We start from the raw sequence: 12,826 nt of genomic DNA, 5'->3' as shown, positions 1-12,826 counted from the left end.
AACAAACGGAGGAGGCTTCCTAAGCCTCCTCCGCGAGGCATGTCGTTTACTTCACGCGGCCGTATTTCTTGAAGGTCGCGTTCCAGTCGGCGGCAAGTGCGTCCAGCGTTTCCTTGGCGGTGCCCTGACCGCCGATCATGTAGGGATAGATGCGCTGGTTGAGCTGCTGCAGCAGTTCGGCATATTCCGGCACCGCCCAGAAATCCTTCACCTTGAACATGGTCTCATAGAAGGCCTTGTTGTACGGCGTGGCGCTCTGGAACTCAGGCGACTTCAGCACCGCGGCGCTGCAGGTGTAGCCGCCGAGCGCCGCCCACTTCTTCTGGGTCTCGTCCTTGATGAACCACTCCAGGAACTTCATCGCCTCGTCCTGCTTCTGCGAGTAGGAGACGATCGAGATGCCTTGGCCGCCAAGCGCCGCGAACTGGTCGCCATTGGGGCCCGGAGGATTGGCGAAGAAACCGGTGTTCTTGGCGTTCGGGTTCGACGACTCGTTGATCAGCGAGGGGAAGAAGGCGAAGTAGTTCATGCTCATCGCCGCCAGGTTCTCGGTGATCGCCTGGTTGTCCTCGACGAAGAACGACTTTGCCCAGCCCGGAGGCGTGAACTTGTAGAGTTCCTTGTAGGCATCGAGTGCGGCGACCGCCTTGTCCGAGTTGATGTGACCGTCGACCTGGTAGGTCGAATAGTCGCCAAGCTCACCGCCATAGGAGAACAGGGCGTTCTCGAAACCCATCGCCATCGCGTCGTAGGAATTATCGGTGTAGATGGCGATGCCGTATTTCTTCTGGTCGGGACGGTAGAAGAATTCGGCTATGTCGCGCAGCGCCTTGAAATCCTTCGGCACGTCGAGGTCGTAGCCATACTTGGCCTTGAAGGCTTCCTTCTCCTTCGGGTCCTCGAACCAGTCCTTGCGGTAGGACCAGCCGACGGCGTCGCCCTCGAGCGGGATTGCCCAGTACTTGCCGCTGTTGCCGGGATATTCGGCGTAGTACTTGACCGTCGCCGGCGCCATCACGTCGTTGAGCTTGTGCTTGTTGAAGAAGTCGGTCAGGTCGACATAGTGACCGCCGGTCGAGCCCGCGCCGAGCCACTGCGAGTCACCCACCACCAGATCGTAAGCGTCGCCATGGGCGTTGAATTCGGTGAAAGCCTTGGTCTGGAAGTCGGCCCACGGTGTGGTCTCGACCGTGATCTTGACGCCGGTTTCCTTCTCATACTCGTTGCCGAGTTCCTGCAGGTAGTTGGCCGGATCCCATTCCGCCCAGAAGATGGTGAGCGACTTTTCCTGCGCGTGGACGGACGTCCCGCAGGCAAGCGCCATGCCGACACCAGCAAGCACGCTGGTCACTATCTTGCGCATAGTTTTCCTCCCTTGTGCGCATTCTACCGTGTCATGCGAACCGGCAGCGAAGCCGGCCTTGGTAGTTCCTCCTGTGATGGCGCCTTTCCGGTTCCAGGCCTCCTCGCCCTGCCGGAAATGGATCGCAGCCGTCACTTTCGATCCGCTTTGTTTGGTTGTAATCTGGTATTACCAATTCCCGCTTGGCGTCAAGCGCTTTCTTGAGCGATTGATTTAGCCAATCCTTATGATATCCGACTGTTTTCCCTTGTTTTTCCTACTCTGTGATATACAGAGCCCTTGTCGCGAGCTACCCATCACAATTAACATTTGCAACTGACTTCATAATCTGGTCGAACCAGATTTAGACGGCCGCCGCCTTCGACACCGCCGACATTGCTGCTGATTTTGCCTCTGATTCCACGATTGCGGCGCGCACCAGCGCGCCCGCCGCCCATTGCGCCACCGACACCATCTCGGCGCTGTCCAGCCCCCAGATGTCCTTCAGCACCGTGACCACCTCGACGCCGAACATCAGCGACAACGCCTGCGCCAGGCGTTTGAACTGGCGCGGCTTCAGGCGTCCCTTGAGCGGCCCGATCGCATCCTTCAGCAGGTCGACGCGGTGGCCTCGCGTGAAGGCGGGCTCCGATCCGAGCGTGCCGGCCTGGCGCCGCGCCCATTGGTCGAGGGATAGTTTCAGCGCCGCCTTGAACGTCGCCTCGAAGGCTTCGATGCGCGGCATCGCGGTGGCGAACAGATCCGCCACGCGCCGCTCGGCATCGTCGGAAGCCGACTTCCAGGTGAGGATCGGGCCGAGCCCTTCATCGACCACGGCCTGCACCAGCGCCGCCTGGCTCGGGAAATACCGGTAGGCGGTGGCGCGTGACACCTCCGCCGCCTCCGCGACCTCGCTGACCGAAGGGGTCATGCCGGACTGCATCAGCCTCGTCGCCGTTTCCAGCATCAGCCGCTTTGTGCGGGCGCGCGGCCCCTTCTCGGCGGCCGGAGCCTGCGCGGCATCATCGCTGGAGGCGGCTTGTTGACGTGAGACATCCATATCAATACGATACGCGCGTCTCAAAAATTTGCAATGGCGCGATGCCGGGCAATATCGGGGTCCCCACCAGCGACGAGGCTTTTGCCGAGGAGCTTAAGGGTGGGCAAAAAGGCGGGCGGCAAAGCCGACCAAGCCGGACGACGGGGAACCGCGCATGAAGCGCATCTATGTGGTCGGCACCGCCGACACCAAAGGTGAGGAACTCGCCTTCCTGGCCGATGCCGTCACTGCTGCCGGCGGCGCGGTCGTCCGTGTCGATATCGGTACGCGCGGCGCGACCGTCCCGGTCGACATCCCTGCAAGCGAGGTCGCCGCGCATCACGCCAAGGGAGCCGGCGCGGTTCTCGGCATCGACGATCGCGGCGCCGCCGTTGCCGGCATGGGCGCCGCCTTCGCCAATTTCATCCAGTCCCGCGACGACATCGCAGGCGTGATCGGCATCGGCGGCGGCGGTGGCACCTCGATCGTCACCGCCGGCATGCGCGCGCTGCCGCTCGGCCTGCCGAAGCTTATGGTCTCGACGCTGGCCTCCGGCGATACCGCGCCTTACGTCGACGTCTCCGACATCATCATGATGCCGTCGGTGACTGACATGGCGGGACTGAACAGGCTCTCCCGCACCGTGCTGCACAATGCCGCCCAGGCGATCGCCGGCATGGCCGCGAAGCCCGCCCCGGCCGCCGCCGGCAAGCCGGCGCTGGGGCTCACCATGTTCGGCGTCACCACGCCCTGCGTGACGGCGATCGTCGAGCGCTTGCGTGCCGATTATGACTGCATGGTCTTCCACGCCACCGGCACYGGCGGCCGCTCGATGGAGAAGCTCGCCGACAGCGGTTTGCTGGCCGGCATCCTCGACATCACCACGACCGAGGTCTGCGATCTTTTGTTCGGCGGCGTGCTGCCGGCGACCGAGGATCGCTTCGGCGCGATCGCCCGAACGAAGTTGCCCTATGTCGGTTCGGTCGGCGCGCTCGACATGGTGAACTTCTGGGCGCCGCCGACCATCCCCGAAAAATATCGTGGGCGACTGTTCTACGAGCACAATCCCAATGTCACGCTGATGCGCACCACGGCCGAGGAATGCCGCAAGATCGGCGAATGGATCGGCGGTCGCCTCGCCCGATGCGACGGCCCGGTCCGTTTCCTGATTCCCGAAAGGGGCGTCTCGGCGCTCGACATCGAAGGCGGCGCCTTCTTCGATCCGGAAGCCGATGCGGCGCTGTTCGATGCTATCGCGCGCACGATCGAGCCGACGAAGGATCGCACCGTCACGCGCCTGCCGCTGCACATCAACGACCCCCAATTCGCCAAGGCTGCCGCCGAGGCGTTCCTCGACATTGCCAAGAAGTGAGACAGACAAGCATGGCCGCCGTTCCGCGCAAAACGATCCTGGAAAAATTCCGCAAGATGATCGCCGACGGCGTGCCGATCGTCGGCGGCGGCGCCGGCACCGGCCTGTCGGCCAAGGCCGAGGAAGCCGGCGGCATCGACCTGATCATCATCTACAATTCCGGCCGCTACCGCATGGCCGGGCGCGGCTCGGCCGCCGGCCTGCTCGCCTATGGCAACGCCAATGAGATCGTCAAGGAGATGGCCTATGAGGTGTTGCCGGTGGTGAAGAAGACGCCGGTGCTGGCCGGCGTCAACGGCACCGACCCMTTCGTCATCATGCCGCTGCTTTTGGCCGAGTTGAAGACAATGGGCTTTTCCGGCGTGCAGAATTTTCCGACCGTCGGCCTGTTCGACGGCACCATGCGCCAGAGTTTCGAGGAGACCGGCATGGGTTTCGGCCTCGAGGTCGACATGATCGCCGGGGCGCATAAGCTCGACCTGCTCACAACGCCCTACGTCTTCAACCCGGACGAGGCGCGCGCCATGACCAGGGCCGGCGCCGACATCGTCGTCGCCCATATGGGTGTCACCACCGGCGGCTCGATCGGCGCCACCTCGGCGAAAACGCTCGACGCCTGCGTCAAGGAGATCGACGCCATTGCGGACGCCGCGCGCTCGGTGCGCAAGGACGTCATCCTGCTTTGCCACGGCGGGCCGATCTCGATGCCCGACGACGCGCGCTACATCCTCGAGCGCTGCGAAGGGCTGCACGGCTTCTATGGCGCGAGCTCGATGGAGCGTCTGCCGGCCGAAGCGGCAATCGCCAGGCAGACGGCGGATTTCAAGGCGGTTTCGATCGCGAAAAGGAAGGGATGAGGCAATGGCCGACAGAAGCAAGGTGTTCGTCTACCCGAAGGATGTCAGCGCCTTCGGCTTCGACTGGGGCAAGCTGTCGCTGACCGTCGCGCCGGAAGTGAATGGCGCCGCCCGCTTCTCCGGCGGCGTCGTCGACCTGCCGCCCGGCAAAGGCCATACCCGCCACAACCACCCCGGCGCCGAAGAGATCATCTTCGTCATTTCCGGCAATGGCGAGCAGATGGTCGAGGACGAGAAGGGCAATCCGGTGGTGGCGAAGGTCGGCCCCGGCTGCACCATTTACGTGCCGGAGAGCCGCTTCCATTCGACGCTCAACATCGGCGACCAGCCGATGCAGCTTTTCGTGGTCTATTCCCCCGCCGGACCGGAACTCGCGCTGCGCGACCTCCCGGATTTCAGGCTGCTGCCGGTGGGCAAATAATCTTCAGCGTCGCAGCCCCCTCATCCGGCCGCTTCGCGGCCACCTTCTCCCCGAGGGGAGAAGAGACTGGCTCCAGCGTTGGCATCCTCCTCTCCCCTCGGGGAGAGGTCGGGTTGCCCCGAATTGCGCTCGCAATTCGGGGCAATCCGGGTGAGGGGGAGCACCGCCGAGGCTAAGCTGCCGCCCCGCCCCCGTTCCACCCTCGCCCGCGGTCGCCGAACATCACATAGCCGGCGTCGGTCACCGCGACGGTGTCCTCCAGCTTGATGAAGCCGCGCGTTGGGTGGAGCATGGTCGTCTCGACCGACAGGACCATGTTCTTCTCCAGCGGCTTGGCCGCATAGGTGCCCTCATAGGCGACCGGATGATTGGTCATCAGGAACGGCGCCTCATGCGTGATCAACCCCATGCCGTGCGCGAAGAAATCCGTATAGGCGGCAACCTTGGAGGCCTTCAGCACGCTTTCCGCATGCGAAATCATGTCGCCGCCCAGCGTGCCTGCCTTGACCTTGGAAAAGGCCGCCTGCTGCACCGCTTCGACCTCGGCCAGAAGATCCTCCAGCTCGGCATCCGGCTCGCCGAGCACGCCCATGCGGCAGAGGTCGCCGATATAGCCGTGATAGTTGCCGCCGGAATCGATCGACATCACCTCGCCCTTCTTCCAGGCCTGGCTGGAAGCCGCGCGGTTGTGGCTGGAGCCCAGCGTCAGCAGGCAATATTCGAAATGCGCGCCGCGATTGGTCTCCTCGCGCCTCAGCCGCTCGATGATGTCGGTCTTGCTCGTGCCTTCGCGCGCCCAGGCAATGGTCGCCAGCATGGAATCCGTGATCAGCTCGGAAGCGATACGCAGCTGTTCCAGCTCCGCCTCGGTCTTGATGGCGCGCATGCTCTCCAGCATGCCGGTCGCGTCGATCAGCTTGGCGTCCGGCAAAGCCTTGCGGACCAGCGCATAGGCGTCGGACGGCAGGAAGCCCGGCTCGATGCCGATGCGCGCCGCCGATTTGCCGATCTGCTTGAGATGCTCGACCGCCAGGTTGGCGGCATCGAGCGTGCCCCAGCAAGCGGCGTGCAGTGTCGGCGTCCAGAAGGGATGGTTCTGGTGCTCGCCGCCTTCCATCTTGTTGCCGATATAGGCGGCATGCTCCGGCCCACCTTTCTCGTAAAGGACAATCGGCAGATAACGGCTGTGGCCGATCGCATCCATGGCCGCGAAGAAGATGAACTTGTAGCCGCCGAGCAGATATTGCGTGTTGTGCTTGGAGGTGGCGAAGAGCACGTCGATGCCGGCCTCTTCCATCAGCCGGTCCACCCGCGCCTGGTCGAACGGAATGCTGCTGACTTCGGTTTTGCCCGGAGCGATGTTCATCTGCCTCTCCCTGTTTTTCATCGGCCGCAGGAGCGCCGAACGTCATGATTTATGGCTGTCGGCCAAATCTGCATTATTTTGGCCACTCTGGTCCAGCCAGAATTGATCACTTTCGCGCCGAAGGCAGTTTCCGTTCGAATCTTGATCCTGCTTCGCCATAATCTGGTCCTACCAGACGAGGCGTCGAAGGCTCCTTCGGCCGGCTGGTCCAGCGGACGGAAATTTCAAAGCCAAGCCATGATGCGCCAAAACCGTCTCTGGCGAAACCTTTGCCAAGGGCCATAATCACGCGATTGCCGCGCCTGCCATGGCGCGAAGAGGGGAGTTTGAGCGATGTCCGAATTGACGATTTCACGCCGCGGCCTGCTGGCCGGCTCGGCGCTGCTTTGGGCCTCGACCGCGCTGCCGGCCATCGCCGTCGCGCAGACGCCGAAGAAGGGCGGCCGTCTCGTGCTGGCCGCCGATTCCGAGCCGCGCAACCTCAACCCCGCGATCGTCGCTTCCAACGGCGTCTTCTTCATCTCCAGCAAGATCGTCGAGACGCTGGCCGAAGCCTCTTTCGACGGCAAGGACGGGCTCGAACCCCGCCTGGCGCTTTCCTGGGAGGGTGCGGCCGACGGCCTGTCGGCGACCTTCAAATTGCGCGACGGCGTCAAATGGCATGACGGCAAGCCCTTCACCTCCGCCGATGTCGCCTTCTCGGCGCTGCAGATCTGGAAGCCGCTGCAGAATCTCGGCCGCACCGTGTTCAAGGACCTGGAGGCCGTCGACACGCCGGACGAGCTGACGGCGGTCTTCAAATTCGCCAAGCCAACGCCGTTCCAGCTGATCCGCAACGCGCTGCCGGCGCTGTCCAGCGTCGTGCCGAAGCACCTTTATGAAGTGGGCAAGATCGAGGACAATCCGGCCAACAACGCGCCGGTCGGCACCGGCCCGTTCAAATTCGCCGAATACAAGGCAGGCCAATATTACCGGCTGACGAGGAACGACGCCTATTGGGGCAAGGACGAGCCCTATCTCGACGAGATCGTCTACCAGGTGCTGCCTGACCGCACGTCCGCTGCGGCAGCACTCGAGGCCGAGGAGATCCAGCTGGCCGCCTTCTCCGCCGTGCCGCTCGCCGACCTCGACCGCATATCCAAGGTGCCCGGCCTGAAGGTCATCACCAAGGGCTATGAGGGCCTGACCTATCAGCTCGTCGTCGAGATCAACCACCGCCGCAAGGAGCTAGCCGATCTGAAAGTGCGGCAGGCGATCGCGCATGCCATCGACAAGGATTTCGTCGTCAAGACGATCTTCCTCGGCTACGCCGCGACCGCTACCGGCCCAGTGCCGAAGAACGACCCGCAATTCTACACGGCCGACGTGCCGACCTATCCTTTCGACGTCGCCAAGGCCAACGCGCTGCTGGACGAAGCCGGCTACAAGCGCGCCGATGACGGCAAGCGCTTTGCGTTGAAGCTTTTGCCGGCGCCCTATTTCAACGAGACGAAGCAGTTCGGCGACTATCTGCGCCAGGCGCTCGCGGCCATCGGCATCGACGCCACGATCGTCAACAACGATTCCGCCGCGCACATCAAGGCGGTCTACACCGACCACGCCTTCGACCTTGCCGTCGGCCCGCCGGTGTTCCGTGGCGACCCGGCGATCTCGACCACCATCCTGGTACAAAGCGGCATTCCCGACGGCGTGCCCTTTTCCAACCAGGGCGGCTACAGGAACGCCGAGCTCGACGCGCTGATCACGAAGGCATCCGAGACGCTGGATACGGCGGCCCGCACCGAGCTCTACAAGGAGTTCCAGAAAAAGGTCGCCGCCGACCTGCCGCTGATCAACGTCGCCGAATGGAGCTTCATCTCCGTCGCCCGCGATACGGTCGGCAACATCGCCAACAACCCGCGCTGGGCTGTGTCGAACTGGGCGGACACCTATTTGGAATCGTGACACACTCGCGCGGATGAGAGTTCGCGAAGAAATCGGAATTTGGCCGGAGGCCGCGTTCCGTCACCCCCCTCTCTGTCCTGCCGGACATCTCCCCCTCAAGGGGGGAGATCAGCAGTTTCTCTGTCCCGCCAGTTCTGCAACGTTGGAGATTAGCGAAGCCCTCGATGAAATCCAATCTCCCCCCTTGAGGGGGAGATGTCCGGCAGGACAGAGAGGGGGGACTGGGCTCGGCTTTTCCTGTAACCAGCCTTCCCCCCACCCACCGAGGCGCGCATGACCCGCGCCCTCCGCCTCCTGCGCCGCCGCCTCGTCGGCAGCGTCTTCGTGCTCCTCATCGTCGTCATCGGCAGCTTCCTGCTGCTCGAAGCCGCCCCCGGCGACGCCGTCGACGCCTACATCGTCTCGACTGGCGGCGATGCCGGCATGATCGAATTGCTGCGCCACCGCTGGGGCCTCGACCAGTCGGAGCTGACGCGCCTCGCCAACTATCTCTGGGCGCTGCTGCATCTTGACCTTGGTCAGTCGGTCACCTTCTCGCGACCGATCCGCGACGTCATCTTCGAGCGCCTGCCCACCACGCTGATCCTGATGGGCAGCGCCACCGCGCTCTCCTTCGGCCTCGGCTCAGCGCTCGGCATCTATGCCGGCGCGCGACCCGGGAGCTTCCGCGACCGCTTCCTGTCCGTCGGCTCGCTGGCACTCTATGCCGTGCCCGGTTTCTGGCTCGGCCTCGTGCTCATCGTCGTCTTCGCCGTCGATCTGCGCTGGCTGCCGATCGGCGGCATCGAGACCATTGCGTCGGCCAAGACCGGGTTTAGCCGCGCCGCCGACATCGCCACCCACCTCGTGCTGCCGGTCTCGGCACTGGGCCTCATCTATCTCGCGCTCTATCTGCGCATGATGCGCGCCGGCATGGCCGAGGCCTGGCGGCAGGATTTCGTGCTTGCCGCCCGCGCCCGGGGCCTGACGCGCGGCCGCATCGTGCTTGCCCATGTCGCCCGCAACGCGCTCCTGCCTCTCGTCACAATGCTTGGCCTGCAATCGGCGCAGATGCTGGGCGGCAGTGTCGTCATCGAAAGCGCCTTCGCCGTGCCCGGCCTTGGCCGCCTGGCGCAGGAAGCCGTCGCCGGCCGCGACACGCCGCTGCTGCTCGGCATCATCCTGGTCAGCGCCGTTCTCGTCATCGTCATCAACCTGCTGGTCGACCTCGCCTATGCTTTCCTCGATCCGCGCGTCGGTGCCGGCGAGGCAAGCGCATGAGCCGCCTGCGCCGTTTTTTGAGCACGCCGGAAGCAGTCGCCGGCGCGCTCATCCTCGCTTTGCTGGCCGTCATGGCGCTGGTGGCGCCGCTGCTCTTTCCCGGCGACCCGCAGGCGATCGCCGGCCCGGCGCTGCAGCCGCCTTTCCGGGACTGGTCGGTGCCGCTCGGCACCGACCGGCTCGGCCGCGACGTGCTGGCGGAGCTGTTCCATGGCGCCCGCACCTCGCTGGCCGTCGGCCTGGCGGCGGCCGCCGCCGCGCTCCTGATCGGCGCGGTGGTCGGCACTTTGGCCGGCTTCGCCGGAGGCCTGATTGACGAAGTGCTGATGCGCATCACCGACGCCTTCCAGACCGTGCCGAGCTTCCTGCTGGCGCTGGCCTTTGTCAGCATTGTCGGGCCTTCGCTCGGTGTGGTCGTCGCGGCCATCGCGCTCGGCGCCTGGACCGGACCGGCGCGGGTGGCGCGTGCGGAAGTGCTGTCGATCCGCGAGCGCGACTATGTCGCCGGCGCCCGCGTCATCGGCATGCACCCTCTGGAGATCGCTTTTCGCGAAGTGCTCCCAAATGCACTCCCACCAGTGCTGGCGCTGTCATCGGTGATCGTGGCGGCCGCGATTCTGACCGAAGCAGCGCTGTCCTTCCTTGGGCTGGGCGATCCGAACCGCGTCACCTGGGGCGGCATGATCGCCGAAGGCCGCACGGTGCTGCGCACGGCGCCGTTCCTGTCGATCGTGCCAGGCGTCGCGCTCGTGCTGACCGTGCTCGGCGTCCACCTCGCCGGCGAAGGCGTGGTGGAAAGCACCGCAATGCGCAGGAGCCTGTCGTGACCGCGCTGCTTTCGATCCGCGATCTGTCGGTGGCCTATCGGCGCGACGGTATTGAGGTGCCGGCACTGAAGGGCGTCGGCCTGGAAGTTGTCGCGGGAGAGCGCCTGGCGATCATCGGTGAAAGCGGCTCGGGCAAGAGCACGCTGGCGCTGGCGGTTGCGGGGTTGTTGGCGAGGGGTGCCGAGATTGGCGGGACGCTTGAGTGGTCAGCAAGCCAATCACAGATGCCTCGTTCCTTCGCACCCCCCTCTGGCCTGCCGGCCATCTCCCCCGCAAGGGGGGAGATTGGCAGCTCCGCCGACGGCTCATCTCCTCCTGCAACTCTGGAGATTGGCGAAGGCGGAGATGACGGCCTAATCTCCCCCCTTGCGGGGGAGATGCCCGGCAGGCCAGAGGGGGGTGTGCCGGAACGCCGACCACCCGCGATTGGCGAAAACCAGGCACCTCGCCTCGGCCGTGACATCGGCTTCGTCTTCCAGGACCCCTCTTCCAGCCTCGACCCCGTGATGCCGGTCGGCAAGCAGATCGCCGAGGTCGCCCGCACCCATCTCGAACTGACCTGGCCCGAAGCCTACGCCAAGGCCAAAACCCTGCTCCAACGCGTCCGCCTCCCCGACCCGGGCTCGGCCCTCCGCGCCTACCCGCACCGGCTCTCCGGCGGCCAGAAGCAGCGGGTGGCGATCGCTGCCGCCATTGCCGCCGGGCCGAAGCTGTTGATCGCCGACGAAGCCACCAGCGCGCTCGACACCATCGTCCAGGCCGAGATTGTCGCCCTCATCCGCAGGCTGGTTGCCGAGGACGGCATGACGCTCATCTTCATCAGCCACGACATCGCGCTTGCAGCCTCGCTTGCCGATCGCATCGCCGTTCTGCGCCACGGCGAACTGGTCGAACTTGGCGAGACCCGACGGCTCATCGAAGCGCCGCGCCATGTCTATACGCGCGCCTTGCTCGAGGCCCATCTCGGCCTCGATGCCAAGCCGTTGCTTGACCGGCAAGGCGCTTCGGCATGAGCGTGCTTGCCGTCTCCAGTCTCACCAAGCGCTATCGTCGCGGCGATAAACCGTTCGCGGCAGTCGACGATGTGTCCTTCGAGATCGGGCCCGCGGAGACGCTGGCGCTCGCCGGGCCGTCCGGCAGCGGCAAATCCACCATCGCCAGGCTGGTGCTGCGGCTGATCGAGCCCGATGCCGGCCGCATCGCATTCGAAGGCGCGGATTTCCTCGCGCTGTCGGGCGCCGCGCTGCGTGCGCGCCGCGCCCGCCTGCAGATGGTGTTCCAGGATCCGCTCGCCGCCTTCAACCCACGCGCCACCGTGGCGCGCGTGCTGGACGATCCCATGCGCATTCACAACATCGCCACGCGCGCCGAGCGCCCGCGCCGCATCGCGGCGTTGCTGGAGCGCGTCGGCCTCGACGCCGGCCTTGCCGCGCGCGCCATCCACGAGATTTCCGGCGGCCAGCGCCAGCGCGTGGCGATCGCCCGCGCCATCGCCACGCGGCCTTCGCTGATCGTGCTCGACGAGGCCGTGTCGGCGCTCGATGTCTCGGTGCGCAGCCAGATCCTCGAATTGCTGCTCGACCTGCAAAGGCAGGAACGGATCGCCTATCTGTTCATTTCGCATGACCTTGGCGTCATCCGCGCCGTCGCGCACCGCGTCATCATCCTCGACGCCGGCCGGATCGCCGAGAGCGGCGATGCCCGCGCCGTCATCGCCGACCCGCAATCGGCGATCGGCAAGGCGCTTGTGACGGCGACGCCAAGATTGACCAGGAGCCGACCATGATCCCGGAAAGTGGCAACCGATTTGCGGACAGGATCATGGTCAAAAAACAAGATCAGGACGCACCATGACCGATCCCGAAGCAGCCAGGGCCGAGAAACTGTCGCGCGAGCTCGATTCCGCCTTCCGCAACCGCGCCGACCTCTACCGCCTCTTCCTCGACGAGCTCACCGCCGAGCTCGGCGCCGAGAAGGCCGAGGCGGTCATGATACGCACGATCGAAAAGCGCGGCCGGGAAGTCGCAGCAGCCGCTTTCGCCGATTTCGGCCCCAACGACGCGCCGGCAATCGGCGAGGCGTTCCTCGCCGTCAGCCCCGATGGCGGTCGCATGTATCCGACCCAAGTCGAGCGCGGGCCTGACCACATAGCCTTCAAGGTCAAGCGCTGCCCGCTGAAGGACGCGTGGGTCGAGGCCGGCGTCGGCGAGGAGAAACTTACCACGCTCTGCCGCATCGCCGGCGCCTTCGACCGCGGCCTGTTCGAGGCGACCGGCGTGCGCTTCGCCAATATCACCTGGACGCCGGGCCACGGCCCCGGCTGCTGCCACATCGCGCTGACCAACCGCGACGCTTAATGCGCGTCGCGCTGAAGTGGATTCAGTCGACGCGCTTTAAG

The 12,826-nt window shown here is 65.1% G+C and carries 12 protein-coding genes; 9 read left to right on the top strand and 3 right to left on the bottom strand.

Annotated elements, in window-relative coordinates; genetic code table 11:
- Positions 1-46 precede the first annotated feature (46 nt).
- Both LCM4577_RS13235 and LCM4577_RS13230 read right to left on the bottom strand, forming a co-directional pair.
- Entirely contained in the window at positions 47-1,363 is a 1,317-nt protein-coding gene (locus LCM4577_RS13235) for an ABC transporter substrate-binding protein (protein ID WP_071071605.1), read from the bottom strand.
- Positions 1,364-1,706: 343 nt separating this feature from the next.
- Positions 1,707-2,402, bottom strand: coding sequence for a TetR/AcrR family transcriptional regulator (locus tag LCM4577_RS13230; RefSeq protein WP_071071603.1), 696 nt, complete (start codon positions 2,400-2,402; stop codon positions 1,707-1,709).
- A 154-nt stretch (positions 2,403-2,556) separates the two neighbouring features.
- On the opposite strand from LCM4577_RS13230, the gene LCM4577_RS13225 reads away from it, so the two are divergent.
- Genes LCM4577_RS13225 through LCM4577_RS13215 form a run of 3 tightly spaced genes read left to right on the top strand, consistent with a single transcriptional unit; the run spans position 2,557 to position 5,031 of the window.
- The gene (locus LCM4577_RS13225) at positions 2,557-3,753 is read left to right on the top strand and encodes a Tm-1-like ATP-binding domain-containing protein (protein WP_071071602.1); all 1,197 of its coding nucleotides are present in this window, start codon (positions 2,557-2,559) and stop codon (positions 3,751-3,753) included.
- A gap of 11 nt (positions 3,754-3,764) precedes the next feature.
- The gene (locus tag LCM4577_RS13220) at positions 3,765-4,610 is read left to right on the top strand and encodes a phosphoenolpyruvate hydrolase family protein (RefSeq protein WP_071071600.1); all 846 of its coding nucleotides are present in this window, start codon (positions 3,765-3,767) and stop codon (positions 4,608-4,610) included.
- Positions 4,611-4,614: 4 nt separating this feature from the next.
- Positions 4,615-5,031 carry a cupin domain-containing protein gene (locus tag LCM4577_RS13215; RefSeq protein ID WP_071071599.1) on the top strand — a complete coding sequence of 139 codons (417 nt, stop codon included), beginning with the start codon at positions 4,615-4,617 and terminating at the stop codon, positions 5,029-5,031.
- 172 nt (positions 5,032-5,203) lie between these two features.
- On the opposite strand, the gene LCM4577_RS13210 is transcribed toward LCM4577_RS13215, so the two are convergent.
- Positions 5,204-6,397, bottom strand: coding sequence for a Xaa-Pro peptidase family protein (locus LCM4577_RS13210; RefSeq protein WP_071071597.1), 1,194 nt, complete (start codon positions 6,395-6,397; stop codon positions 5,204-5,206).
- Positions 6,398-6,730: 333 nt separating this feature from the next.
- Between LCM4577_RS13210 and LCM4577_RS13205 the strand changes: the two genes are divergently transcribed.
- The 6 genes from LCM4577_RS13205 (at position 6,731) to LCM4577_RS13180 (ending at position 12,785) form a co-directional block, all read left to right on the top strand.
- Positions 6,731-8,341, top strand: coding sequence for an ABC transporter substrate-binding protein (locus LCM4577_RS13205; protein WP_071071595.1), 1,611 nt, complete (start codon positions 6,731-6,733; stop codon positions 8,339-8,341).
- Between the two features lie 273 nt (positions 8,342-8,614).
- Positions 8,615-9,601, top strand: coding sequence for an ABC transporter permease (locus LCM4577_RS13200; RefSeq protein WP_071071593.1), 987 nt, complete (start codon positions 8,615-8,617; stop codon positions 9,599-9,601).
- Positions 9,598-10,428, top strand: a complete 831-nt coding sequence (locus tag LCM4577_RS13195; protein ID WP_071071592.1) for an ABC transporter permease — start codon at positions 9,598-9,600, stop codon at positions 10,426-10,428. Before LCM4577_RS13200 ends, LCM4577_RS13195 begins: the two co-directional genes overlap by 4 nt.
- Positions 10,425-11,441, top strand: a complete 1,017-nt coding sequence (locus tag LCM4577_RS13190; RefSeq protein ID WP_071071590.1) for an ABC transporter ATP-binding protein — start codon at positions 10,425-10,427, stop codon at positions 11,439-11,441. The genes LCM4577_RS13195 and LCM4577_RS13190 overlap by 4 nt, the downstream gene beginning before the upstream one ends.
- Entirely contained in the window at positions 11,438-12,214 is a 777-nt protein-coding gene (locus LCM4577_RS13185) for an ABC transporter ATP-binding protein (protein ID WP_071071588.1), read from the top strand. The genes LCM4577_RS13190 and LCM4577_RS13185 overlap by 4 nt, the downstream gene beginning before the upstream one ends.
- A gap of 64 nt (positions 12,215-12,278) precedes the next feature.
- Complete coding sequence (locus LCM4577_RS13180; protein WP_041006487.1) at positions 12,279-12,785, top strand: L-2-amino-thiazoline-4-carboxylic acid hydrolase; 507 nt, start codon at positions 12,279-12,281, stop codon at positions 12,783-12,785.
- Positions 12,786-12,826 lie beyond the last annotated feature (41 nt).

Origin of the sequence: Mesorhizobium sp. LCM 4577 (assembly GCF_001854795.2) — a bacterium.
GTDB lineage: Bacteria > Pseudomonadota > Alphaproteobacteria > Rhizobiales > Rhizobiaceae > Mesorhizobium > Mesorhizobium plurifarium.
The sequence above is the reverse complement of the archived record's forward strand: the minus strand, read 5'-3'. Positions and strand labels throughout refer to the sequence as shown.

Coding starts and splice junctions, on each gene's coding strand:
- LCM4577_RS13235 (WP_071071605.1), bottom strand. CDS start 1,363: ATGCGCAAGATAGTGACCAGCGTGCTTGCTGGTGTCGGCATGGCGCTT.
- LCM4577_RS13230 (WP_071071603.1), bottom strand. CDS start 2,402: ATGGATGTCTCACGTCAACAAGCCGCCTCCAGCGATGATGCCGCGCAG.
- LCM4577_RS13215 (WP_071071599.1), top strand. CDS start 4,615: ATGGCCGACAGAAGCAAGGTGTTCGTCTACCCGAAGGATGTCAGCGCC.
- LCM4577_RS13210 (WP_071071597.1), bottom strand. CDS start 6,397: ATGAACATCGCTCCGGGCAAAACCGAAGTCAGCAGCATTCCGTTCGAC.
- LCM4577_RS13205 (WP_071071595.1), top strand. CDS start 6,731: ATGTCCGAATTGACGATTTCACGCCGCGGCCTGCTGGCCGGCTCGGCG.
- LCM4577_RS13200 (WP_071071593.1), top strand. CDS start 8,615: ATGACCCGCGCCCTCCGCCTCCTGCGCCGCCGCCTCGTCGGCAGCGTC.
- LCM4577_RS13195 (WP_071071592.1), top strand. CDS start 9,598: ATGAGCCGCCTGCGCCGTTTTTTGAGCACGCCGGAAGCAGTCGCCGGC.
- LCM4577_RS13185 (WP_071071588.1), top strand. CDS start 11,438: ATGAGCGTGCTTGCCGTCTCCAGTCTCACCAAGCGCTATCGTCGCGGC.
- LCM4577_RS13180 (WP_041006487.1), top strand. CDS start 12,279: ATGACCGATCCCGAAGCAGCCAGGGCCGAGAAACTGTCGCGCGAGCTC.